We start from the raw sequence: 24,991 nt of genomic DNA, 5'->3' as shown, positions 1-24,991 counted from the left end.
TTTGATTAGTGTTAGTATCGCATTGGTTAAGACTGATTTCTCATTATAAATGTTTTCAGATTTCTCATCAAATAATAATTAAAAGCAATTAATTATGAAACGTTACTTTTTGTTTTTTATGATATCGTTGATCATTCCAATAACATTATTCTCACAGGAAAAAATAACTTGTACAGTATGTGGAGGAAGTGGAGGATCGTGGCTCTCTATTGGCTATGTGCCTTGTTTTTCATGTGGTGGTACTGGAAAAATAGTGAATCCTGCATATATGAATCAGCGAGCTTATAATAGTGGAATGGCAGAAGCTGCTTTTATGCGTGGTAAAATAGATTTATCACATAGAGATTATGATAGTGCATTTAAGTTTTTTAAGAAAGCGGTTGATAATGATTTAAAAGAAGCGATATATTATCTAGGTATATGTCTTGAGCTAGGATATGGTATCACAGTGAGTCATGATTTAGCAAAAGAAATGTATGACATTGGTTCAAAAATGGGTGTGAAAAACTGTATTGAGGCGGTAGCTCGTATCAATAAAGAAGGTTTCTATCCTGCGACTGATGATATGCGCGAGAAGTTTAGGGTGGCTGTAAAAAATATGCTTGCTTTTCAACTTGGAGTAAATGATGTTTCAATTCCTTCTTCTGGGAGTAGTCGTGGTTCCTCTTCTTCGTCAGGGAGGACTTGTCCGGGATGTAATGGAACGGGAGTCGGTGGTGAAAAAATAATTTATGGGGCAGAATATACTAGTGGAAGCAACTTCTATTGTCCTAAATGCAGCCGTACTTCTCCACATACACATCATACCCCAATTTGTCCTGTATGTCACGGAAGAAAAACGCTTAGATAAATCACAGGAATAGATTAGTTTGTAATGAAAGCGAAGCGGATTTTAGCGGGATTAGTTTTGTCCTTTTGTGTGATAGTACTATCTGCACAACAAGAGAAACAGACTTTTGATGAGTATCGGAAAGAAATGCTGAATAAGTATGATACTCATCGGAGGAATATGCTCGAAAGGCATTCTGAATATCTGAAAGGAATTTGGAAGGACTATCAAAGTTTCATAGGAGAAAAGGCTGATATGATTCCTAAACCTGAAAAACAACCTGTTGTCAATTCGGCTAAAGGAGTTGTTTTATCTTCTCCTTGGCTGCTTGACACTGTTCCTGTGACGGATACCATATCATTGAATAAAACAGATATCCCGCTAAAAGCGCTTTCGGATTTACCTCTAAATAAGAAAAGAGTATATACCTTTTACGATTTGGAGATAGAATTACCAGAGATAGAAAAGGAAAAAGAACCTGTTTCCTTTTCTACGTTACAAAACATTTCTGCATATTGGGAAATGATGCAGAAAAAACATATTGGTTTTCAATGGATATCCGGAATGAAAGAGATTGTTTCTACTTATGGCTTTAATGACTGGCTGGAGGTTGATTTGGTACGTCATTGCGTCAATCAATCTTTTACAGGAGGGACGTCCGAAACTCGTATAGTATTTACTCATTTTGCATTGGTACATTTGGGTTATGATGTTCGTTTGGGAATCACTGATACGAAACAGTTGGTTTTACTAATCCCTTTTCGTCAGATGGTCTATGGGCGTTCTTTTATTAAATTAGATGGGAAGAAGTACCATATTTATTATGATGAATTGAAGGGGCGGGAAGAAAAGACACCGGTCATTTCAACTTATGAAATACCGGAAGTAGATAAGGCAGGTAAGGAGGTGGATTTAATATTCCAACATCCGGTAACTTTGCCTGTGAATGAATGGAGAAGGTTTAGTCTTACTGATGGTCAGTTTGCCATTGAAAGCGAGGTCTCTGTGACATTAATGAAGATGCTGTCTCATTATCCGCAAATGCCTGTCTCTTGTTATGCTGTGTCGATTTTGCAACCTGAATTGAGGAGAATAATTGTAGAACAGGTAAAGAAACAGGTAAGCGGCTTAGGTGAACTGGAAGCTGTCAATCGTATTTTAAAGTTCGTGCAATATGCTTTTCCGTATGCTACGGATAGTCAGCAATTCGGCTACGAAAAGCCTTTCTTTATGGAAGAGCTTCTTTATTATCCCCAATGTGATTGTGAAGATCGTGCTGTATTTTATGCATATCTGTTAAGATACGTTTTGAACCTTGATTGTCATTTAGTTAAATATCCCGGTCATGAGTGTGTTGCGGTTAGACTGACTTGCCCGATTGAAGGAAGTGGCTATATATATAAAGGAGCATATTATTCAATATCAGATCCTACTTATGTCGGTGCAATGACTGGTATGTGTATGCCTGATTATTTGCATGAAAAGCCGGTTATTGAATGTTGGCTGGGTAATAATCCATAAAATACTTGTTCGTGCAAATTTAAGTACTTATCTTTGTTCTCATAAATTAAATGGTAACTCATTATGGAAATAGGAGACAAAGTATTAGTATCACCCGATTTGACTATGCTTGCCGACTGGACGCCGGCAACGGTGATAGAGGTTGAAAACAATCCCTTTATTGGCATTGTCATCTCTGCGAAGACAGATAAGGGAGTTATCTTTTTCGGGCAGAAAGATTTGTTTAAACCACTAAAAGAAGAGGAATGTTTGCAATAAGTTTCGATATGGTCATTTCGGATCTCAAAAAGCATTATGGTGAACCTTACAATAATGCTTATTTTGAAATAAAAGAAGTTTTAAGACGAAATGGCTTTAACTGGGTGCAAGGTAGTACTTATCTAACCGAAAGTGATGATTTAGGTAATGTTATTAAGGCGATTATGGCCTTGTCGAAAATAAATTGGTTTAAGAAGTCCGTTCGTGATATCAGAGGTTACAAAGTAGAGAACTGGTCTGATTTTACGGATATAGTGAAGAATGCGTGACTTTTAGGGATATTCAGTAAATGTTCCTCTTTCTCATAAATCAAGAGAAAAGTTTTACCTTACGGGCACTATAAAATATTTTGTGTAAATGTAAAATACGGGATTCAGTACGAGTTTCGTATTTTTTTATTTAATAGATTTGCAAAATGAAAAAGATTATGAAAGAGAATCATGTAGTGCCTGATGAGGTTTTAACCAAGGAGTTCCTCAGCCATTTCAAAACTGAGGCAGACGTAAGCAAGTTCCTAAAGCAGCTCCACGCCCAAGTGCTGGAGAAGATGCTTGAAGGTGAGATGGATGCTCATTTGGGTTATGAGAAACATTCTGTTTCCGGCAATAACAGTGGTAATTCCCGTAACGGCAGTTACCCCAAGAAAATCCAGACCGAGCACGGCGAGGCTGTCATACCCATCCCTCGTGACCGCAACGGTCAGTTTGAACCCATAGTAGTCCCCAAGCATGAAAGCCGCGGGCTTTCCATAGAAAAGCTTGTTATCTCCTTATATGCCAAAGGAATGAGTGTGTCCGATATAGAAGAAGAGATGCGCGAGATCTATGAGATAGAACTCTCCACCTCTGCCATCTCCATCATCACAAACAAAGTAAACCAGGCTGCTCAAGAATGGCAGAACCGTCCTTTGGACCCGGTCTATCTCATCGTTTGGATGGACGGTATTGTCTTCAAGGTCCGTGACAACGGGAAGATTATCAACAAGACTGTCTATCTCTGTGTCGGCCTGAAACAAAACGGCTTGAAGGAAGTTCTTGGCATGTGGGTGGGTAAATCAGAGAGTTCCGCCTTCTGGATGGGTGTTCTCACTGACTTGAAGGCCCGTGGGGTACAAGATATACTGATAACCTGTACCGATAACCTGAACGGATTTACGGACACTATACGTACCGTATTCCCTCAGTCATCAACTCAGATTTGTGTTGTACATCAGATAAGAAACTCATGTAAATATGTCGTTTACAAGGACAAAAAAGAGTTCACGGCAGATATGAAGAATATCTATAATGCGCCAAACAAGGAAGTTGCTGCCGCGGAGCTTGATAATCTGGAAAAGAAATGGGGAGGGAAGTACCCTTATGCCATTCTTTCATGGAGGAACAACTGGGATGATCTGACTGTTTTCTTTCAGTTCCCATTGGAAATCAGAAAAATAATCTATACCACAAATCTCATTGAAAATCTGAATGGAAAAATCAGAAAGTACACTAAATCAAAGCTTTCATTCCCGTCGGATGACGCAGTGAAGAAGATGGTATACCTTTCCTTGATGGAGATTGAGAAGAAATGGACAATGCCGATTACTAACTGGGGATTGATTATGAACCAGTTTATGCTTATTTTTGAAAACAGAATCCAGATATAAGAGAACTTATAACTGAATCCCGTTTACATTTACACAATATTATGGACACTGCCACCTTACGTGAGCTTTTCTCTTAATTTTTTCTGTCAACTCCCCATTCCTTCATCCTTTTTTATAGAATATTATTTACATATTCTTATGTTTTCTCTTCCAACCTTGCATTATGTACATGTCTTTTTTAGGGGAAGTTAAAACCTCTCCTGTTTACCTCTCATTTTAGTCAGATTATGCAGCCTTTCTTATTTTCTTTTCAACCTTTTCTATCATACATACCGCATTGGCCGTATGTATTCCAAAGAAAATCCAAAGCATTTCCGTTTTCCTGTTTCTGGCTTTTATCCTGGCCAGTGAGTAATGTTGTTTCTGTGTTCCAAAGCTTCCTTCCAGGCGGGTGGCTCTTTCACGGCCGAGTTCCGACCGTAAGATCTTACGAAGCGGCTCGTCTTTGGCCGCTCTGCCCTTACGCTTAAAGGAAGTACTGATGTGATATCTTGTACAAAATTTCCGGTTGGCATTATTAGCATAGATTGAATCCGCTGCCAGCGCCTTCACTCTAACCCCGGTCAGTTGTTGCAGACGAATACAGTCCTTCAAACGTATTCCTTCGTTGAAAGCCTTAAAGGAGATATGTTCTATGAAGGAGATCCCATCTATCTGTATATTGTTGACTTTGGCGCCGAATTCAACGGATTTGGTTTCCTTGCCTCTGATAATGGGACGAAGGTAATGCCGGTCGATACTCACAATACGGTCGGACACTTTTTCACCTGCAAATAAATACTTCCCTTGCTCAAGGACCCTCTGTATGACCGAGAAACGTCTTTGGTAATCGGAGGATAGTGTAAGCCTGTCCCTGTAGGATGAATGAAGCAGCTTCAGCTGCTCAAGTAACTTTTCCAACAACTGAAGTAACCTGCGTTTAATCATACGGGTCTGTGATTTCCTGCGTTTACGAAGTTTGCTATAAGCAAGGTAGGCGCGGCTTACATCAAGATACTTGTTACGGGGACGTTGTATGTGCAATGTACGGCAATGTTTGCACAGATGACGGTGAAGCCATACAATACCTTCCCATAAGAGTTTGACATCGGTAGGAAAGCGCAGATGACTTTCATAACAGGTGGCATCGGTCATACAGACATGAAGGTTTTCAAGGTAAGGTTTCCAGTGCTCAGCCAGAATAAGCTGGAGGGACTCAATATCAAGATGTTCCGCCTGTTCCTGACGGATTGCACTGACGATTTTTGAATTGGTCAGTGGATGAAGAGGATCAATCTGAACACCACAGAATATCTGGTAATGAATATTACCGTTTAAATGTTCGATCAGTTGTGAATCGGAGAAGTTGGTATAGGACTTCAAGACCATCAAGGCTATTTTACCTTCGGGAGAAAAATAACTTTTACGCCCCAAAGTGGAAGACTTCAAATGCATTTGGCGGGCCAGTGCCGAGAAAGGAAACAGAGAATGGAGCCGACCTAATTCACTCGTTGCAAAACTTTGACGATATTTTTTTAGTATATCGAACTCGGTAAAACCTAAACTAGGTTCGATTTCTGAAATTTTTTGTATCTTTACCATGTGTTTTTATATTTAATTACCCCCGTTTTGGCCGTCAAACCGTTTTTTGGGGGGAGTGCTTAAAGATACAAAAAAGGCAACTAATTCGCAATGAAGTAGTTGCCTTTAATTTTATTATTTTAGGAATATCCCTAAATTAATGAACGTTAGGAAGAAGGAAAGATGGAAACAGGAGGGCAAAGCCCCCCTGTTTTCATTTGAATACTATAAGTTTATATCTCAAAGTCCGGCAAATAATCCGTCAGTACTTTACTGATCTGTTTGCCTTTTATCTGATCGGTTACAATTGTTGCACCTTCCTTTTTACCTGCATCATAGTTCAAAGAAGCCTTTTCAGATTTGTTGGTGACGGTGATAGCGGCTTTTCCTTTCTCAGTCAGATTGCAGTTGATAACCCAATCTCCGACTTGAACGGTATTACCGTTACGGACTACTTTCATATCCGGGCGATTATTTCCATGAGTATCCATAACCGTTAAGAAACGGGCAACCTTGCATGGAACGGTTGTAGAAGAGAAATGCCAGTGATTAGGATATTTCAGAGTTTTCCCTTGTGCGTTCGTTACATTTTTCCAGTTTGTCGGAGCACAGAAGAAAGTATCTGCAATAGCCTGTTCTGTCTTAGCCGAACTGAAGAGGTGAGCTACAGAAACTCCGCCTGCCTTATTCTTGCCCGTAACTTGCACTTCGTTCGGAAGTTCTTTCATTTCCATAGGAAGTTCTACCGTATGCAAAAGATAACTCCATGTTACAGCCTCTTTACCCTCCAGTTCGTCATAAATCACATATACGCCACTATTGCCTAATTGGATGATATGACGGCGGAACATATCCAGTTTGTTCTCATCCCATCCTTTTTCCGGAGTATATTGAGTACCCGATAGCTCACCGCGTTTCAGCCAAATGGGAGCAGTGACTTTTCCGTACGCATTGGACGCATCACCCACCATATAGGAAATCTTTTCCCCTTCATACCAACGTGGAATCCAGCCGTATCCTTCCGTACCTATCTTCTGCGTCATGCCATTGACCAGAATACTATTGTGCGCACGTGTATTGCGGTAGGCGTACATGCAATGATCATCCGTAAAACCGGTACGATGACCGCTACTGTAGAAAATAGCCTTCCCACCATAGAACGTGTTGAAAGCATTCTGATTAGCCAGTGCATGAGAAGTGGAACCGTAAGGACTCGAACGGAATGAAAGCATGGCATTCTTACCTATATCTCCCAATGAAGTATGCATCGTTGCTATTCCCGTTTCGTTGAATACTTTTGTCATAGGGAGCTCAGCCAATGAACGTTCCTCTTTCGGCAATGATTTTTTAGTAGTACAGCGGTACCAAGTCAAGTCGCCGGATTTACCTAAGAATGTTTTCTTCATGATGTCCGGTTCTTTTTCCAATATCGTACGTGCATAAGCTGCCGCCCACGGATTATTACATTCACGTGCCAGTGCATCTGCGTAGCCCACACGTGTACCGTTCGGCTTCATCTTTGTCTCATGAGAATTCCCCTGTCCGGCAGATTTGGAGAATGGCGGTTGCTGATAGATGACATAAAGTGCATTGTTGTTATACCACGGGTCGGCAAAGAAATCGAATCCACTGATACGAGAGTAGAAAGCAGGCACTTCGATCAACGTGCGGAGATTGACATGGAAATAAGAATCGCCATTATGCCATCCCCCGTCCGTATTAAGTCCCGGCAGGCGAGATACCCATTCATTGTAACAATAATCCACCCAAGTAGAAGCTATCGGAAGTTCGCCGTACGTAGCGAAAGCTGCCATATTTAGAATACGGAAAGTCATTTGCCAGACATGATTGTCGGCAATACGGTTTTCCAGATGATTGACATACTCATGATAGAACTTCTTGCCATTATCGCGGATCGTTCTCAAGAGCAGCTTTTTTTCTTCCGGTTTCATCAGATTATACCATGCATCGTATGCCGAAGTACTCATCGACAAAATCGTGGAGCGGTTGAAATCTCCTGCAAAATACTTGCTGTTTTTCCATGAGAGAATTTCAGAAAGGCGTTTGATACCTTCCTTATAATACACCTCATCTTTAGTCAGCAGATAAGCGCGTACCATTGCTTCAATGTTCGCTTCTTCACGGTCTACAATCTTCCGGCTTTCCCGAATCAGTGCAGAACGGTATTGCACGATGTTCGTCAGTTTCACAACCTGTGTCGTATCAATTTCCTCTTCCAGATGTTTCAGCGGGTGATTCAAACATTTATTGGCCTTTGTGATATACGCCTGTGCTTCCGGGTTGTTCTTATTCCGTTCGATGATGTTATCCCAGTCGTTCGCATCGAGCAGAATACGGGGATGAGTCTTTGGAAATTTAGCCAATACTTCTTGCAGTGAAGGCGGGTTGAAAGTACGCGTCTGCTCGTCTACATAGAAATGGTAAACAGGCGACCATTCCTCCTTACCGTCTTTGTCAACGTATGCGTGCTGCCAATACCATTTTCCTTTCCCGAATAATTTGAAAGGATTGAAGAATGCCCATTTCCTTTCGGCAGTGATAACTTCCGACTTAAACTCCGGATCACGTGCGATGCGGATACGATAAGTTACTTCCGGTTTGAAATCCTCTTCTTCCACACCGTCGAGTACGGCGCCGAGATGCGGATACTTATCCGGCCACATGAAGCGTGGCGGATTAACTGCAATATGCTGTCCGTCCAGTGGCGAAGGAGTTTCACGTACCTCATGCATCAATGTCTGTTGGCTAAGGCGCATAATACCTTTCTGGGCATATCCGTTTGCGGATAACAGGATGGAAAACAAAAGGAGAATATAGCTTCGTTGTTTCATAATCATGCTTTTTTAAACAGTTCTTTCAGTTTCACTGTCTTATTGTTAATCAACGGGCGAGCCCAAAAGCCGATGAACGTGATGTATCCTACAAAGACCAGGATAAACAACATACCTGTTCTTAGCGACGTAGCATCGGCTATCGTGCTGACAATCATCGGACCGCCTGCTCCGCCTACGATTGCGGAACATAAAATACCGGCAAAAGAGCCATGATGTTGTGAGGCGGAATTCAAGGCCAGAGAGAACACGATGGAGTACATCATTGAAATGCTGAATCCTACGGCAGGGAAAGCAATCAAAGCAATTCCCTTGCTTCCGAATAAAGCGGAAAGCAACAACACAATCGTCAATACTCCCGAAATCTGTAACAATCGTTTGCTGTCAATCAACTTCAGCAGCAACATTCCGACCAGACAACCGGCCGTCATCAATCCCCAAAAATAACTAACGGCTTGCGCGCCATCTGTTTGAGGGTTGACTCCATGATACTGTTCGAGGAATGTACTCATAAAGATAGAAGTGCCCTGCTCTGTGCTGACATAACAGAAGATTCCCATAAAGAACAGCCATACATACTTTTGTTTGAATAAAGCCAGATAGGAATCCTTTGATCCGCTTTTCTCGTCTTCTTTCAATTCTATTTTCGGGAAACGGGAGAGACTGACGGCAATCAACATGACCAACAGAATTAAGGCGAATACCCAATAAAGCGATACCCAAGGCATTTCCCGCGGGGTGACATCTGCCAATAAATCAATGAAGAATCCTTTTCCGGCTGTGTACGTTGCCGGATCAAGTTCACGAATCAGATAAGTATACACTAAAGGACTCAGGAAAGAAGCGATTCCAAACATAAATTGCGCCAGTTCGGCAACGAACGCATAGTTCTCTTCCCCTCCCACAGTACGTTGAAGCGGATTCAGTACCGTTTGCAGCATAGCCATCCCCAAGCCGATGATGAAGGAAGAAGCCAGCAACATCGGATAGGTATGCATACAAGCAAACAGAATAGTTCCGATAAACGGCATTAGGAATCCGCCGAACAATACCGGCTTTTCACCGAAACGGTCGATCAGTAACCCGGCGGGAATGGACATGATGGCATAAGCCAGAAAGAAAGAAGTCGGGATAAAACCCGCCATTGCCAGGTCACTTAAATTGAAGTTGTGAATGATGTCCGGAATAAGTGGTCCCAGAATATTAGTGATAAACGAGATTGTGAACCAAAACGCCATTATCAGCGCCAGCATTCCTATATTTCTTTTCATAATTTTGAATAAGTTGAAAGTTGACAATTGGAAGTCGAGAGTTTATTCAACTTTTAACTTTCCATTAAAGAAGAGGGAAGCGGCCCCGATACTTCCTGCCTTATTGCCTAATGCGGCAGCCATGATTTCCGTATTCACGGCACAGTCGGAGATAGCATAACGGTGTGCTTTTTCACTCACTTTCCGGATATAAAAATCACCGGCTTCGGAAAGGCCTCCGCCGATCACAATCTTCTGAGGGCTGAAGGTATTGATGAATCCGGCAATACCGTGTCCCAGAAAATCGCAATGTTCTTCCAGTGATTCGGTGGCAATCTTATCGCCTTGTTTGTAAAGACGCACAATTAATTCACCGTTGATCTCTTCGCCCGGATAGGAGATACCGGCTTCTGCTATTCGTTTACTGAAACGTCGTACGAGAGCGGAAGTAGAAGCATAGTGCTCCAGACAGCCGACAGAACCACAAGCGCAGGGCTCTCCATCGGCAATTAAGGGTACGTGCCCTAATTCCGTTCCCCGATTGGCAAAACCGTTGAATAATTTACCGTCGATAACAACTGCACCGCCGATACCGGTTCCTACCGTTAAGAAAACAACATGAGTCGCCCCTTTGCCTGCCCCGTACATAGTTTCACCTAGTCCCATCAGGTTAGCGTCATTCCCCAATAAAACCGGAATGTCGGTTTCTGCTTCAATGCGGTCTGCCAAACATAGGTTTTCCCATCCCTTGATGTTCTCCGCACCTCCCAGAACGATTCGGTTCGTACAATCTACGATACCCGGTGTTCCGATTCCTATACCGTTAATCTTACAATTCTGTTCTTTTGCAAAAGCCTTCACTTCATTGATGGCGGCAACCAACTGTCCGATGACCGCTTCTGCCGATACATCGGCTTTCGACGGCAACTTCCCTTGAAAATGAAATACGCCTTCATTATCAATAAGGGCGTATTTCACTGAAGTTCCGCCAAGGTCAATTCCTATAGCGTATTCTTTTTCCATATCATTTTAATACTTGATTTACACTCTTTCTGCCCAGATCGGTGAACTCCACGCCCATTGTCCGTCGCGTTGACGGGCGCGTACATAGTAATAATCCGTATCACGTTGAGGCTCTTTATCCTCCATGTAATGTTCTACCGTGAAGCAACTTTCCGGCATAGCGCGGTTGAAGAGGATCGCTTCGCTCAACCAGCCGATCATAAAGTGCGAACGTGAACCTTCAAGCAGTTCACCTAATGTATGTTCAAACTTCTTGCCATTGAATTCTGCGATAATCTTACCGTCTTTCGGCATTTCCACATCAAGTATTACAGCCTGCATAGCCGCTGTGGTAGTATTCGGATTCTTGCTGCTGTACATATCCAGTTCGGTTTCCTTGTCGTTCACGGAAACGATGCGGTTGACGTGCGTGTGGAATTCTGTTTCACCTTCTTGCGGAGAAGTGAAGGCCGCACCACGGAAGCAAGGAGTTACACCGTGCAATTTTCCTTTATCCAAAGACAGTTTACCCTGCCAGTGTACATATTGTTCTTCGCGGTTCCAACCGAAATCCATCTTCACTTTGCAACGTACCGTGTCACCTTCCGGAGCAACCGGAGTCAACGGACCGTTCATGCGGGCCAGAATCTGACCGTTCTTTATAATATCTACATAGTCGATACAGCTTTCACCGGTTACATTCACATAGATGCGACGGCTGTTTCCGCGAACTACATCTCCCATAAAGGCATCATTCAATCGGAAATCGATAAGAATCTTATCACCTGTTGCGGCGCATACGTGACGGGTACGGAGTGCGTCCCAGATTGCATCACGGGTTAACGATGGAGCAAGCACTCCGATACGTCCGTCTCCGTAACTTCCCGGATAACCGGAATGCTGGTCGGTAGAAGCCATGATACCGAACTTATTCCCTAACTCAAGACCGTATTGAATGGTTCCTTCCCATTGGCGAGGTCCCATATCATGCAGATACGGATAATCTCCCTGATCACTTTCCGCCAGACCGTGACGGGAATACATCTCTACGAACGGAGTCTGATCTCCTTCGGTGAAACATTTCCAGTTGTAGCCACGATAACCACCTTGATAACCCATGTGGTGCGGAGTGATAAATACTTTATGTCCTTTGGCTTTTTGTTTCCAGTCCTCAATGGAAGTACATTCAACAAGCGGTGCATCCAGGTCATAGTTCAGTGCGACATGGTCACCATGTTCCATGCTGTGAGCTTCGTAGCCGATAAAAGCGAGGAATTCACCTTCTTTATTGTATTCGTTTGTCATGGCTACATATTTCTCGTAACCACCTTCACGCAAACGTTTGAAAGCACCTGTATGATAATCGATTACCCATTTCAGACGAGGATCGTCCGCTCCGGGAATATCCGGCCACATGGCATGGGGAGTGACGCTGACAAAATCCAATTGTCCTTTTGCTGCTTCAAAAGCGTCGCGCATATCGCCGTGTCCGTATGTGATGTTACAGTGGTTATGTAAGTCTCCCCAATACATTTTGAGGTCGCTTGCCGATGGCATGATTTTCTTTGCATCTTTGCTACCCGGTGCACAAGCACCCAATAAGCTGCCCGAAGCTGCCAATCCGAGGAAAGACCAGCCTGTGTTTTTTAAGAACTTTCTTCTATCCATGGTTTTAGTAATTAGTTTATCTGTTTTTCATTAGTCGGCGATCCCCTTTGAAAAGAACTTTCTCTTTCTCATCGGGATCGGTGTCTTTGTACTGTTTTTGAGTCTCCTCAAGAAGTTGCATCAGTTCCTTTTGTTTTTCTGCATATTCCGGTTTGCCGAAAACATTATTCATTTCTCTGGGGTCGGCTTTCATGTCGTACATTTCCCATTCATCAATGTCATTGTAGAAATGAATCAGTTTGAAATCTTGGGTACGGATACCGTAATGGCGTTTTACAGAGTGCTCGGCAGGGTATTCATAATAATGATAATAAGCTGCTTTTCGCCAGTCGGCAGGAGTTTTGCCTTCGTTCACCAATATCGGTTTCAGCGAGGCACCTTGAATATCCGATGGTATTTCCACCCCGGCAAAGTCGAGGAAAGTAGGGGCAAAGTCAACATTCATGCTGATCGCATTGCTTACGCTTCCTGCTTTGATTGCCTTCGGATAACGGATGATAAGCGGCATACGCTGGCATTCTTCATACATGAAGCGTTTGTCGAACCAGCCATGTTCACCGAGGAAGAAACCTTGATCGGAGGTATAGACAATAATTGTATTGTCCAGCTCACCAATCTTTTCGAGATAATTCATCAGGCGACCGATGTTTTCGTCCACTGCCAATGTGGTAGCCAGATAATCGCGCATATACTGTTGGTATTTCCAACTGATCAACTCTTTGCCTTTCAAGTCGCCCTTACGATATTCTGCGATACGTTGTGCATACACAGAATCCCATTTGTCCTGTACTTCGGCAGGCATACGTTTGTACACACTGTAAAGACGGTTGGTAGTATCTTTCAGCATTTCTTCACGAGTCAGCAGTTTGAGATCCCAGTCGTCAGTCAAAGTATGTTCGATAGACATATCCTGTTCACGAGCCGCTCTTCCACGTCCTTCGTAGTCGTCGAACAAGTTGGCAGGTTCGGGAAAGGTAGTATTGTTGAAGATACCCAGATAGCGGGGAGCAGGCATCCAGTTGCGGTGCGGTGCTTTCTGATGATACATCATGCAGAACGGTTTGCTCTTGTCACGGCCTTCGAGGAATTTGATGGCTTTATCTGTGATAATGTCTGTTGCATATCCTTTTTCAACGATATGTTTACCGTCTTCCCAGAAGTCAGGATCGTAATAGTCGCCTTGTTCATGCTGACCGCTAAGGATGCTCCAATGGTCGAAACCTTGCGGCTCACTGATAAGGTGCCACTTGCCGATCATGGCAGTCTGATATCCGGCTTGTTGAAGAAGCTTTGGAAATGTCTGCTGGTCACCGTTGAAAGTGCTGGCATTATCGGTAAAGCCGTTTTCGTGACTGAATTTACCGGTCAGGATACAAGCACGTGAAGGGCCGGAGAGGGCATTGACAGCATAACAATTATCGAAACGGATACCTTCGTTGGCAATCCGGTCCATGTTAGGAGTCTGGATCAGATTTCCTCCATAGCATGACATCGCCTGGGTGGTATGGTCATCCGTCATCATGAAAATGATGTTCGGCTGTTTGGCTTCTTCCTTCTTTTGACCACTGCATGAAGCAAGGCTTAATGCAGCCAACGGGAGGAATAGGGTAGAGGGTTTTTTCATCAATTACTATATTTTGTATTTTAGTGACTGTTTCTTTCCGTTTACTTTCACTTCTACTTCCAGACCATTTTCATCGAACGCTTTGTTCTTGAATTTAGCGTCAAATTTAGGGGCATCTGCGCTTTTCTTTATCGGATAGATTACAGTGATATAACGTACAGCTTCTTCGCCGTCTTTCTTCACGTTGAATGATACATTCATACGTTTGTAGCGTTTGCGGTAAGCTGTAGAACACCATCCCGGTTCTTTTTTCATAGTCATGCCGGTAGGACCGAAACATTGCAGTTTCATGTTGCTTCCATCCTCGAACTGAGTAAGGAATGTCATGTCTTCGCGACTGTTTGCGATTTCTCCCTTCGGCATTTGATAATGAAGGTTGATGGAACCTTTGGCGCTGCCTGCCAATTCGTCTACAATTACAAAGTATGTGTTGTCGACGAAGAAAACGGAACGGCGGTGCTTCAAGTTTTTGTAGCTTGGGTTTTCAGTCACCAGCGTTTGGATTGTTCCTTCCGGCTGCCACAATTTAGTTACAGATTCAGTTGTATCCAGATTTTTGTTGTTCAGAGTCACAGTATTGTGAACACAAGTCTGACGGTGCCAGTTGCGTTGTTCCATTACTTCACCTTCGCCTGCATACACATACGAACCTGAATCCGGGAACAGATTTTTGCCATTGAACCACAGTTCGAATGTACCGTTGTCCGGTTGGCAGTGCCAGAAAGCTTTCGGACCGGCTTTCACCACCATTTGAGTAGCGTCCGTTCCCCAAGAGTTGCGGAATACGAAGAAACCTGATTTCAAGAATCCTTTAGACATATAATCCGGCAATGCACCTTCTTTACCTTCTGTTGCGAAGTATTTGATAGCCTGGTTTTTCGGGAACAATTTGCTCCATGATTTGTAGTTCTTCACCATTTCCTTCTTTGTTGTCAGTTTTGCGTCACTGAAACACGGATTTGTGTAGTCGGGGAAAGAGATGTTTGCATAGAACATAATCATGCTTTCGATAGTATCCAGATAGTTTTGTGGGAATTCTTTGCGGAATCCGTTTGCGTCTGCGATACCCAATGCTTTACAGAAAATATTGATTGCGGCAAGATGATAATGCGGGTCAAGCTCGAATTGTCCCCCATCTTCATATACCTGTACATGAATTTCACGGTTCAGGATATCAATGCCGCTCTTTCTCCATGCCGGAGCGTCCTTGAATTCAGGGAAGAAAGCACCGGCATAAATCATACGCTGAGCTTCAAACAACAAGTGGTTACCTTGATCTGAGTAATTGCCCAAAATATGTACAGCGTGTTTGTGATAGTTCACCAAGAACTCAGTCAGGAAATCCGGAGTGAAGGAAGGAGAGGGGAGGAACAGTTGGAATTGTGAGGTCTGATCTTGCAGACGGTTGCTCACTTCCAACGGACGCCATGCAAAACGTACGTTTTCCACTTCACCTTTGATTTTGCCATCACTTACTAGCTCATATTCTTTCTTGTCCATCTTCACCAACGGATTCTTTTTGATCCAGTCGATATACTGATGAGCCCATTCTTTGGCATATTTCTCATCACCGGATATGCGGTAAGCCTTACCCATCGGAGTGAACCATTTGTGACGGTGCAACTGCCAACGGAGTTCGTTATCTTTCACCGGCCAATATTGCCAGTTGATGTCTTCTCCATAATTATAAGAAGGTTGATAACCTTTGTGTACAAAGAAAGTATGTTGCAGCGCGTCGTCTGCCCATTTCTGTTCTTCTTTACCGATAGTGATTTTGTTCAGATTGATATCCGGAGTTTTCACGTTTGTACGTGCGCGATAGTAATCAAGCAATGCTTTGGCTGCATCTTCATTTTTACCCTCCTGATGGAGTGCTTTCACTTTTTCCAGTCCCGGGTAGTCCAGATTGAGAAGTGAAAATACTTCGCTTTTCAACTCTTGGGCATAACCTTTGCCTACGAAACATGCAAATGTCAGTAGGACGATATATTTTAAAGTTTTATTCATGATATACTTTACGATTTTAAAATTTGCTATTGGACTCTTACTCTTATATTACTGAATCACTCTCAACTCTCCATTCTCAACTCTCAACTTCTTCAACTCCATGAATCTCTTCAATGCTTCCAGATAGTAGTAGTCGGCATAGTTTAGCGGAGTGTCTATCTCAGAACCGTTAGGCAATGAGCCGACAGAGTGCAATAGGATAAATCCTTGATTATCGCCAACTTTTGCGAGGTATGCATCGCTTGACAAACTCTTCAGAATCTTTTCTGCGTAATCCAGATATTTCTGTCCGTCGGGAACCATAGTGCTCAACTCGATTAATGCAGAAGCAGTAACAGCTGCGGCCGATGCATCACGCGGAGTCTCTTCTGTCACAGGAGCGTCATAGTCCCAATAAGGAATAGCGTCGTCAGTCTTCACACGATCCATTATCATGTCGGCTACTTTCACTGCAAAGTTCAAGAAAGTAGTGTCGTTTGTTTCACGGTAGCAAGCTGTGTAACCATATACAGCCCATGCCTGACCGCGTGCCCATGAAGAATCATCGTTCTTGCCTTGATGAGTCTGTTTGCGTTCTACTGTTCCGTCGTTGTTGTAGCTCACTACATGCCAGCAAGTATAATCCGGGCGGAAGTGGTTGTTCATAGTAGTCATAGCGTGTTTAACGGCGATGTCTTTATATTTGTTGTCACCTGTTGCTTTTGCTACGTTAAACAGAAGGTCGAGGTTCATCATGTTGTCGATGATAACCGGGAAGTTCCATGTTCCGAAATCCCATGAACGGATAGCGGCGATAGAATCGTTGAAACGTCCGCAAAGATTATCAGCTGTTTCTTTCATCACGGCTGCGATAGTATCGTTAGGGGCCAGACGTTCGGCATTGCCATAACTGCAATTGATCATGAAGCCTAAATCGTGTGTGCCTTTGTAATAGCGTACAGGATTCAAGAGATTTGTATATTGAATGGCTTGTGCTTTCAGAGTATCGTTTCCTGTCAGTTCGTATGCGTACCATAAAGAACCAGGGAAGAAACCGCTTGTCCAGTCATAAACGCCACAAAGACGGCGTTTACCTAATTGCTCTGCAGTCGGTTGTGCACGAAGTGAGTCTTTGAAAGTCAGTGAGTCTCTTTCTAACTGACGGCAAAGGAAGTCCATATCGTAGCCTGTACGGATAGAACGCGGCAACATACCTGTGCCATTAATTTCCTCTGCGGAAAGCTGTAATTGTGCAGAAGCTACATCCAGTCCTTTTTTTATCCAACTGTAGTCTTCCTTAGGGGCTGTTTGGCACGATGCAAGCGCAATTGTAACCGAAGCAAAGAGAACGAGTTTCTTTTTCATGTTATTCATTTTAAGTGATTGTTTTTAGAAGTTTTGTAACTGATGCAAAAGTAGGCGAAAGCTCTAATTTTATGTTACAGGATTGTTGAAAAGGCATTTAATTAAGGCTTTTCAAATATTGATTTTGTTGAAAAAGGTTTTAATATTCTCCAATATGCCTGGTTAGGGGCATATTGGAGAGGGATTAGATTAGTTCCATTTGGGATTTTGTACAAACTGTTCACATAAATCCATATCACGTTGTGGGATAGGGTAAAGTTCATGTTTGCCAAACACTGTATATCTTCCTGCAGTATTATATGCTTTGTTTTTGACCATATCATTATCAAAGAACCACTCTGTGATTGCATTGGATGTTTCTTTAACAGTTTTATAGTAGATGTCCCAACGTACTAAGTCCATACGGCGGTGTCCTTCGAATGCAAGTTCATAAGCACGTTCGTCTTGGATAGCTTTACGGAAGTCTTCGTAAGACAAGTTCTTTAAGTTATATTTGTTGTTTCCATAGGCACGTTCACGTACTTTATTTATTGCATCATATGCTTCTTTAGTCGGACCTTGCTTCCATTCATTGAGAGCTTCTGCATATAATAGTAATACGTCGGCATAACGTAAGAAATACCAATTGACGTTTGATTTGTCATTATTGATTAATTTGTTTTTTACGTATTTCTCAATGTCCCATTTGGCAGGTGTATAGTTTTGTTTTTCTTTGTTTTTTTGTGTACTTAGTGCGTCGTTTTCTAATGCTTTTTTATCAGTATCACTTTTACCTTTAGCATATAAAACTTTATTTGGATTATACTGGTAATTTGCTACAGAAAGATTTAGACGTTTATCTTTAACAGTTTCCGGATGATATACTTCGCCGTCTGCTAAGTCTTTTTCTCTCCATTTTAAAACAAAAGGATGAACAACTTTAACATTACCAGCACAACTACCACGTTCTCCAGCGAGCATTGTTGTTTTTACTCCATTCCATTTTCCAATACGTCCACATGGGTCGCTGGCACCACCAGATGCTGTTGGGCTGTAGAAACTAATTTCAATTAGACTTTCGGTCGGATCCCAAACACCATTACAAGTATTGTCCCATAATTGTTCAAAGTCATTTAATAAATCATGTTTTTGTGATTCGACCAGAACTTTCGCTGTTTTGGCTGCTTCTGCCCATTTTGTGTGATCTTTGACTGGATAACCTGCCCATGTAGCATAGACTTTAGTTAATAGTCCTAAAACAGCTCCCTTGGACATACGGTATTTATTGCTTTGGCGATTTGTATCGTCTATTGCATAAGGAAGTGTTTGTATAGCATGTAACAGGTCTTCTTCAATAAATTTATAAATAGTTTCAGGTTTTTCCTGAACGAAAGTACTTGGAGCTTGTTCGGACATTGCTGTATTAGTCATTAATGGCACATTACCAAATCTGCGTACCAACTCGAAATAGCACATACCACGAATAGCTCTTGCCTCGGCTATGTAAATATAAGCCAATTGTTTGTCTGTTTCATTGAAATCATTCATCCGTTGTTGAAGAATCTCCATGAAATCATTTGCATTATAAATAGCTTTATACAAAGCAGCCCATGTTTGTTGTATTTCCGCTTGGCTTGCATTAAAAGCATTGGCAGGAATGATACGATAATTTTCTGTAGTATTTCCTTCTACTTGTTCACAATCTGTTGCTAAATTGAACAGAATTGAGAGGTGGTAGCCATACATTGCATCACTCACTAAACTTTGATAAACGCCTAACAATACAGTTTCCGCTTCTAAGGCGTTTTTCATGAATCTATTTTTATCAATCTCTGTCCGAGATTCTTCGTCAAGCGAGCATGAGAAAGGAAGTATGCACATCGCTGACAATAATATATAATAAAATATCTTTTTCATTGCGTTCTTTATTAGAATTGAAGATCAATACCGAATGTAAATACTCTACTCTTAGGATAAGCACCCCAGTCTAAACCTGGTGTCATAGGATTACTTCCTGCCGTACTAACTTCCGGATCATATCCACTGTATCCATTGATGCAGAATAGATTCTGTCCACTGGCGTAAACACGTAATTTAGATACATAAAATTTCTTAGTCCATTTATGCGGTAACGTGTATCCGAGAGTAACATTCTTCAAACGTAAGAAGGAACCATCTTCTACAAAACGAGAATATACATCATTTGTTATATAACCTTTAACCGAAGGTACTTTATTAGATGCATTTGTTTCACTCCAACGATCGGCTACTTCTGCCATCATGTTTCTACGGCCATTTCTAGTTTGTGTGGCATACAAACGTGTAGCATTATAGATGTCATTCCCATAATTGAACTGGAACATGAAACTTAAATCTATTCCTCTATAGTTGAATGTATTTGTAATACCACCATACCATTTAGGAAGTGCGTTACCTATTACTGTACGGTCTTCCGAAGTAATAATGCCATCACCATTCTGATCTTTATATTTTACAACGCCAGGACGTAAACCATCTGCATCAGTATAGCGAGTGTTATTTACTACTCCTTCCTTTAAAATATATTTAGGATTGTTCGCGTCTGTATATCCATCTATGTAAAAGTCAGAACTTTGGTAGATACCATCAAATTCATACCCGTAAATCAAGCCTAATGATGAACCCACAATAGCTATATAATCATCTTGTGTAAAGTTTCCGTCAAAACCGGAACGAGTTGTTTTATAATTAGCACCGGATTCTAATGACTTTAGTTCATTACGAATGAAGGAAATATTGAAATTGGTATTCCATGTGAATGATTTCGTCTGAATGTTAGTACTGCTAAGATTTAACTCTATACCACGGTTTTGTATTTTTCCAATATTTTGATATTGAGTACTATGTCCGGTGACATGTGCTAATTCTTGAGCTAACAGCAAATCTTTTGTGTTTTTGATGAAGAAATCTGCTGTAAAGTTTAAACGGTTATCAAAGAAACCTAAGTCTACTCCTAAATTGACACTTGATGAACCTTCCCATTTCAAATCTTGATTCTTAATTTGTTTAGGAGTAAGTACAGTTACTAAACTGTTACCAACGCCATATCTGTTGTTTTGATACAAATCAAGTGAGAGATAATTAGAGATTCGGTCGTTACCAACGATACCCCATCCAAAGCGTACTTTGAAATTAGACACCCATTCGATATCTTTCATAAAGGCTTCTTCTGATACACGCCATGCAGCAGAGAATGAAGGGAAGAAACCCCATTTGTTTTTCTTTGAAAATACTGTAGAACCATCAGCACGTACTGTAGCTGTTAGTAAGTAGCGATTGTCATAGTTGTAATTACCACGTGCAAAGAAAGACAATAACTTTTTGTCGCCAAAGTCCGTAACGACTTTGCTTGGGGTAGCCCCCAGTCCTAAATTGTTATTACCTAAATAATCAACGGGAAAGTCCATTGCCTGTCCTAATAGATATTCGCTGCTACGGTAAGCAATTTCATGTCCTAGCATGATGTCATAGCTGTTTTTCTTGTTGATTTTTTGCTTCCATGTCAATTGGTTAGAATTTGTCCAACGCAAATCGCGTCCCATTTGAGTATCTCCATAAGGCTTTTGTCCATTACGGAATGCTTCCTTCGAACCGTCTTTATAGAATTTGTCTATACGATTGTTTGTTGTGTTATAAGTGGCTGCTGTTCTGAAAGTCAGTCCTTTAATAATCTCCCAGTTTAAGGAAACATTAGCTGACCACATTTCAGCTCTTTTTTTATTGGTTACAGATTCTGTTTGTCTTACAGGGTTTACTTGCGCTAAACTACTTCCATCTTCTAGCATTACCGGGTCGATTGCAGAAGCTAGTAATTCTTCATCTGTCAATTTAAGACCACCGGTAGGACGTGCACTTAAAATTTGTGCCAACATATTAAAACGTCCGCTGTCTGCTGTTGTTCCAACTCCTCTTCTATTTGTTTGTGCGTAGTTCATAGTTGCATCAAACGATAGTTTCTTGGTAAGTTTTTGTTTTAAACGAAACTTAGCTGTTGTTCTGTCAAATCCACTGTTGTTGAAAATACCGTTTTCATTGTAACGTGTGAACAAAAGAGAGTATGTGGTTTTTTCGTCTCCACCTGTGATTGAAAGGTTATGATCTTGTGACCAAGTAGGATTGAATGTTTCATCCTGCCAATCTACTCCGCTTTGACCGATATAATCTTCTAATGATTGATAACGATATGGAATACCATCATCATCATTTCCCACTTTATAATATGTATCCGGATACTTCTCATTAATTTCCCCTTGTAATTTTACAAATTCATAAGGGTTGAGGAGGTCTAGCTTTTTAGTAATTTTACGATAGCTGGCAGAACCGTTATATGTAACTGTGGGTCTTCCGATTTTTCCTGATTTAGTAGTGATCATTACAACACCATTAGCTGCACGTGCACCATAAATAGCAGAAGAAGAAGCATCTTTCAAAAATTCCATAGACTCAATATCTGAGTTGGCAATATTATCAATATTATCTACTTCGAATCCATCTACAATGAGTAGAGGAGAAGCATCTCCGGTCATTGTACCGACACCACGAATATTGATATTGAAACCGGAACCAGGACCACCATCAGATTGAGTGATTTGTACACCGGCAATTTGACCTCCTAAAGCTCCAATGACAGAACTACTTTGGAAACCTGCAACATCTTTTGCTGCTACCGAAGCAACAGAACCAGTCAAGTCACTACGTTTCATAGAGCCGTAACCTACTACAACTACTTCATCTAATGCTTGATTATCTGGTACCATTTTTATGTTTACTCTTTGCTGACCGGTATATTTCACTTCCTGTGTTTTATATCCGATATAGGAAACCACAATGATATTTCCTTTTTGGGCATTGATAGAATAATTACCATCAATATCAGTAATTGTTCCTCCACTATTTCCTTTTATTAAAACAGTTGCTCCAATTAACGGAAGATCAGTTTCATCTACAACTGTTCCTTTAACTAAATTCTGGGCATACAGACTAATTGACATGACCAGAGCCAAGAGGGTGATGAACCCTCTATGGCTAATTGTTTTGGTTATTATATTGTGCATAATTATTAGATTATTAGTTTTACTCTTCGTAATTTTCATCGAACCAAATGATTAGTGGTGTTGCTTTACCCCCACCGTTAACATTTCCTATTATACCATCAGTACAGAAAGTCATTTCTGCTGCCATAAATCCATTAGCGTATCCCTCGCTATCTTTCCACATATCTTTAATGATATTCACTGAATGTTCATGGTTTTTGTATTCTATAGTATTCGGATTGTAATTAATTACATAACCTAAGGATTGAGAACTATTATCTTTGTAGCCACTGTTTGTGAAAAATGCCATCGGTGGTTTGTTTGCATTATTTTTTTGTCCACAAGCTTGCCATAAATGAGCCATGAATGGTGAGATTTTATTGGGGTCGTTTTTGTCATAAGGTATGCCATTAGTATGATTGCCTCCAAAATTGTAGTAGTTGAAGTTTCTACGATATTCCAATAAGAACTTCTTACGTACATCACCTGAAAGTTCACTGTCAGGTTCTCCTTTAAGGATTATTTTAGGAGATGTTGATATTCCTCCTTTATGTGGATTAACGTGTAACACAAAGGGATAATATTCGATTTTGACATTATCTTGATTGTATTTTGTCCAATTGTTGAAATGGAAGAAAACAGGGACTTTAAGTTCTGTCTTATCATTCACTGTTGCAGTGATAATTCCGATATTGGATGTGGCTGCATCTCCTTTCCAACCAGAGAATGTAATTTCATTATTAGAAATATTCGCATTTACTGATGTAGAAAGTTTTTCGTATTTAAATGTAATCTTAGCATTAGGATAAGCATTGGTTTTTATAGTGAAAGTTTTATTCATATCATTTTCACTATTGAATCTAAATTGATTTTCGTATTGAATACCCGGTAATGCATTACCGTTTGTATCTAAATTATTACCACAATGAATGTATGTAATCCTATCTATATTTTGAGTTAGTTTGAAAGTTATATTGGCTTCTTTTTCATATTTTGAGTTAGCAACTTTGACTTTCATCGTATAAGAGTCTTTACCCTCATCATTTATCACTAATTTATTTCCCTCTTTCATAGTGATAGCGCCTGTCGTTGTATTAAATTCAATGTTTTTTTGTAACTCTGGTTCACATTCAATAAGTGTATATTTAATGTTTTCACCTCCACCGACTATAGTTGGCTCTATAGTGTATGATGGACCAAGTTCCATTCTTTCAATTGTATTTGTTTCATTTTCATAATAAAATTGATCAAATTTTGCGATAAATGCTACTGTTTTTAAAGAATAGGCATTTTCAATAACTGTTCCTATCTCTCCTTCTTCATTGTACATATTTCTTGCACATACACTAATCTTATAGGTTGTTCCTTTTTGTAATCCATGTCCAGCTTCTACATATAGTTTACCTGTATTTTCATTAATTTTAATAACTTCTTGTTCGATGGCAGGTTCGATTGTATAAATGCTAAATTTTAATCCATCTGTGGCTCCCTGATATGTTGGAAGTACCGATTCGAAAGTTGTTCCTTCTGGCGTAGCTGTACTTTCTTCTTCTAATTCTCCTTCTGCGGGATCATAGAAGAAATTAAGTGGTTTAGATGTTACTTTAATGTTAATACTATTTTTCTCATCCAACAAATATTCATTTGTACGGGTTGATAATAGAATACTAACTGCATATAAAGCACCTGGTTCTAAAATTTTTGATTTTTCATCTTGTACAATAGTGAATTCTCCTTCTTGAGAGATACTGAAACATTCTTTAATACCTTCTGTTGTTACTAATTCGTAAACAGGTTCTTCTGTATTCTCATTGGTGATTTTGAATACATCAGAAACTGTGTATGAACTGATGGAGATATGTTCTTCACCAGTTGTTGTTATTTGGGCTATAGGCATATCAATTTCACTATTTTTATTGATGATATCTCCGTAATCAGCCTGTATTAATTTAGGAGTGATTATTACGCTTTTGGGAGCGGATGCTAATAATTTAACAATTACAATATCTTTATATTCATATCGAGTCCCTCCAGATACGCACGAGATGGAGATTTTGTAATGTCCTTTAGTTGCGTTTTCTGTGTTTTGCACAGAAATTACTCCAGTTTCAGAATCAATCTGAAAACAATTTCCTGTATACACTTCATTGTTAAGTGTGATACCGGTAATTGTAAAATCAGAAGGGGCACTACCTTTGTATGTAGGTTTACTGATTGTTCCGGTCATAGACGGAGCTATGTTGGTCAATCCTGTATAATAAAGTGCGAAGTTGGACGAGTCTGTTGTTTCTGTATCAGAACAAGAAGCATAGAACAGCGGTGAAACTGTAACTATTAGAATCGCCAAAAAACTAAATGTTAATTTTCTTAGACTCATTTT

Annotated in this window: 16 protein-coding genes; 5 read left to right on the top strand and 11 right to left on the bottom strand. The window is 40.8% G+C overall.

The features are described from left to right. The first annotated feature begins 94 nt into the window (after positions 1–94). From GD630_RS18365 to GD630_RS18345, 5 genes are all read left to right on the top strand, one after another. Positions 95–850 carry an SEL1-like repeat protein gene (locus GD630_RS18365; RefSeq protein ID WP_143866785.1) on the top strand — a complete coding sequence of 252 codons (756 nt, stop codon included), beginning with the start codon at positions 95–97 and terminating at the stop codon, positions 848–850. 69 nt (positions 851–919) lie between these two features. Beyond that, entirely contained in the window at positions 920–2,350 is a 1,431-nt protein-coding gene (locus tag GD630_RS18360) for a hypothetical protein (RefSeq protein WP_238482941.1), read from the top strand. 63 nt (positions 2,351–2,413) lie between these two features. Next, positions 2,414–2,608, top strand: a complete 195-nt coding sequence (locus tag GD630_RS18355; RefSeq protein WP_143866788.1) for a transcriptional regulator — start codon at positions 2,414–2,416, stop codon at positions 2,606–2,608. Next, a complete protein-coding gene (locus GD630_RS18350) occupies positions 2,596–2,877 on the top strand; it encodes a virulence protein (protein WP_143866790.1) in 282 nt (93 codons plus the stop codon). The genes GD630_RS18355 and GD630_RS18350 overlap by 13 nt, the downstream gene beginning before the upstream one ends. 158 nt (positions 2,878–3,035) lie before the next feature. After that, positions 3,036–4,253, top strand: coding sequence for an IS256 family transposase (locus tag GD630_RS18345; protein ID WP_431834204.1), 1,218 nt, complete (start codon positions 3,036–3,038; stop codon positions 4,251–4,253). Positions 4,254–4,478: 225 nt separating this feature from the next. Here GD630_RS18345 and GD630_RS18340 read toward each other — a convergent pair whose 3' ends face one another. The 11 genes from GD630_RS18340 to GD630_RS18290 form a co-directional block, all read right to left on the bottom strand. Further along, the gene (locus GD630_RS18340) at positions 4,479–5,834 is read right to left on the bottom strand and encodes a transposase (RefSeq protein ID WP_182505656.1); all 1,356 of its coding nucleotides are present in this window, start codon (positions 5,832–5,834) and stop codon (positions 4,479–4,481) included. A gap of 212 nt (positions 5,835–6,046) precedes the next feature. Further along, complete coding sequence (locus tag GD630_RS18335) at positions 6,047–8,665, bottom strand: DUF4962 domain-containing protein (RefSeq protein ID WP_143868601.1); 2,619 nt, start codon at positions 8,663–8,665, stop codon at positions 6,047–6,049. Between the two features lie 2 nt (positions 8,666–8,667). Further along, positions 8,668–9,936, bottom strand: a complete 1,269-nt coding sequence (locus GD630_RS18330; RefSeq protein WP_182505655.1) for a sugar MFS transporter — start codon at positions 9,934–9,936, stop codon at positions 8,668–8,670. 42 nt (positions 9,937–9,978) lie between these two features. Further along, positions 9,979–10,938: an ROK family protein gene (locus GD630_RS18325; RefSeq protein ID WP_143868599.1), complete on the bottom strand. Its 960-nt coding sequence runs from the start codon at positions 10,936–10,938 to the stop codon at positions 9,979–9,981. An 18-nt stretch (positions 10,939–10,956) separates the two neighbouring features. Further along, a complete protein-coding gene (locus tag GD630_RS18320) occupies positions 10,957–12,585 on the bottom strand; it encodes a PHP domain-containing protein (RefSeq protein WP_007756004.1) in 1,629 nt (542 codons plus the stop codon). A 16-nt stretch (positions 12,586–12,601) separates the two neighbouring features. After that, the gene (locus GD630_RS18315; RefSeq protein WP_143868597.1) at positions 12,602–14,209 is read right to left on the bottom strand and encodes a sulfatase family protein; all 1,608 of its coding nucleotides are present in this window, start codon (positions 14,207–14,209) and stop codon (positions 12,602–12,604) included. A gap of 6 nt (positions 14,210–14,215) precedes the next feature. Next, entirely contained in the window at positions 14,216–16,216 is a 2,001-nt protein-coding gene (gene hepC, locus GD630_RS18310; protein WP_143868595.1) for a heparin-sulfate lyase HepC, read from the bottom strand. A 48-nt stretch (positions 16,217–16,264) separates the two neighbouring features. Beyond that, on the bottom strand, positions 16,265–17,569 hold the full coding sequence (locus GD630_RS18305; protein ID WP_143868593.1) for a DUF4995 domain-containing protein: 1,305 nt from the start codon (positions 17,567–17,569) through the stop codon (positions 16,265–16,267). A 180-nt stretch (positions 17,570–17,749) separates the two neighbouring features. Continuing rightward, positions 17,750–19,456: a RagB/SusD family nutrient uptake outer membrane protein gene (locus GD630_RS18300; RefSeq protein ID WP_143868591.1), complete on the bottom strand. Its 1,707-nt coding sequence runs from the start codon at positions 19,454–19,456 to the stop codon at positions 17,750–17,752. 11 nt (positions 19,457–19,467) lie between these two features. Next, positions 19,468–22,632, bottom strand: coding sequence for a SusC/RagA family TonB-linked outer membrane protein (locus GD630_RS18295; RefSeq protein WP_182505779.1), 3,165 nt, complete (start codon positions 22,630–22,632; stop codon positions 19,468–19,470). Between the two features lie 19 nt (positions 22,633–22,651). After that, positions 22,652–24,988: a surface glycan-binding family protein gene (locus tag GD630_RS18290; RefSeq protein ID WP_143868589.1), complete on the bottom strand. Its 2,337-nt coding sequence runs from the start codon at positions 24,986–24,988 to the stop codon at positions 22,652–22,654. Positions 24,989–24,991 lie beyond the last annotated feature (3 nt).

Source organism: Bacteroides zhangwenhongii (assembly GCF_009193325.2).
GTDB classification, from domain to species: Bacteria; Bacteroidota; Bacteroidia; order Bacteroidales; family Bacteroidaceae; genus Bacteroides; species Bacteroides zhangwenhongii.
The sequence above is the reverse complement of the archived record's forward strand: the minus strand, read 5'-3'. Positions and strand labels throughout refer to the sequence as shown.

Bases quoted from the DNA above. Each gene is read 5' to 3' on its own strand.
- GD630_RS18305 (WP_143868593.1), bottom strand. From the start codon at position 17,569: ATGAATAACATGAAAAAGAAACTCGTTCTCTTTGCTTCGGTTACAATT.
- GD630_RS18345 (WP_431834204.1), top strand. From the start codon at position 3,036: ATGAAAGAGAATCATGTAGTGCCTGATGAGGTTTTAACCAAGGAGTTC.
- GD630_RS18340 (WP_182505656.1), bottom strand. From the start codon at position 5,834: ATGGTAAAGATACAAAAAATTTCAGAAATCGAACCTAGTTTAGGTTTT.
- GD630_RS18350 (WP_143866790.1), top strand. From the start codon at position 2,596: ATGTTTGCAATAAGTTTCGATATGGTCATTTCGGATCTCAAAAAGCAT.
- GD630_RS18335 (WP_143868601.1), bottom strand. From the start codon at position 8,665: ATGAAACAACGAAGCTATATTCTCCTTTTGTTTTCCATCCTGTTATCC.
- GD630_RS18315 (WP_143868597.1), bottom strand. From the start codon at position 14,209: ATGAAAAAACCCTCTACCCTATTCCTCCCGTTGGCTGCATTAAGCCTT.
- GD630_RS18325 (WP_143868599.1), bottom strand. From the start codon at position 10,938: ATGGAAAAAGAATACGCTATAGGAATTGACCTTGGCGGAACTTCAGTG.
- GD630_RS18300 (WP_143868591.1), bottom strand. From the start codon at position 19,456: ATGAAAAAGATATTTTATTATATATTATTGTCAGCGATGTGCATACTT.
- hepC (WP_143868595.1), bottom strand. From the start codon at position 16,216: ATGAATAAAACTTTAAAATATATCGTCCTACTGACATTTGCATGTTTC.
- GD630_RS18295 (WP_182505779.1), bottom strand. From the start codon at position 22,632: ATGCACAATATAATAACCAAAACAATTAGCCATAGAGGGTTCATCACC.
- GD630_RS18365 (WP_143866785.1), top strand. From the start codon at position 95: ATGAAACGTTACTTTTTGTTTTTTATGATATCGTTGATCATTCCAATA.
- GD630_RS18290 (WP_143868589.1), bottom strand. From the start codon at position 24,988: ATGAGTCTAAGAAAATTAACATTTAGTTTTTTGGCGATTCTAATAGTT.
- GD630_RS18320 (WP_007756004.1), bottom strand. From the start codon at position 12,585: ATGGATAGAAGAAAGTTCTTAAAAAACACAGGCTGGTCTTTCCTCGGA.
- GD630_RS18330 (WP_182505655.1), bottom strand. From the start codon at position 9,936: ATGAAAAGAAATATAGGAATGCTGGCGCTGATAATGGCGTTTTGGTTC.
- GD630_RS18355 (WP_143866788.1), top strand. From the start codon at position 2,414: ATGGAAATAGGAGACAAAGTATTAGTATCACCCGATTTGACTATGCTT.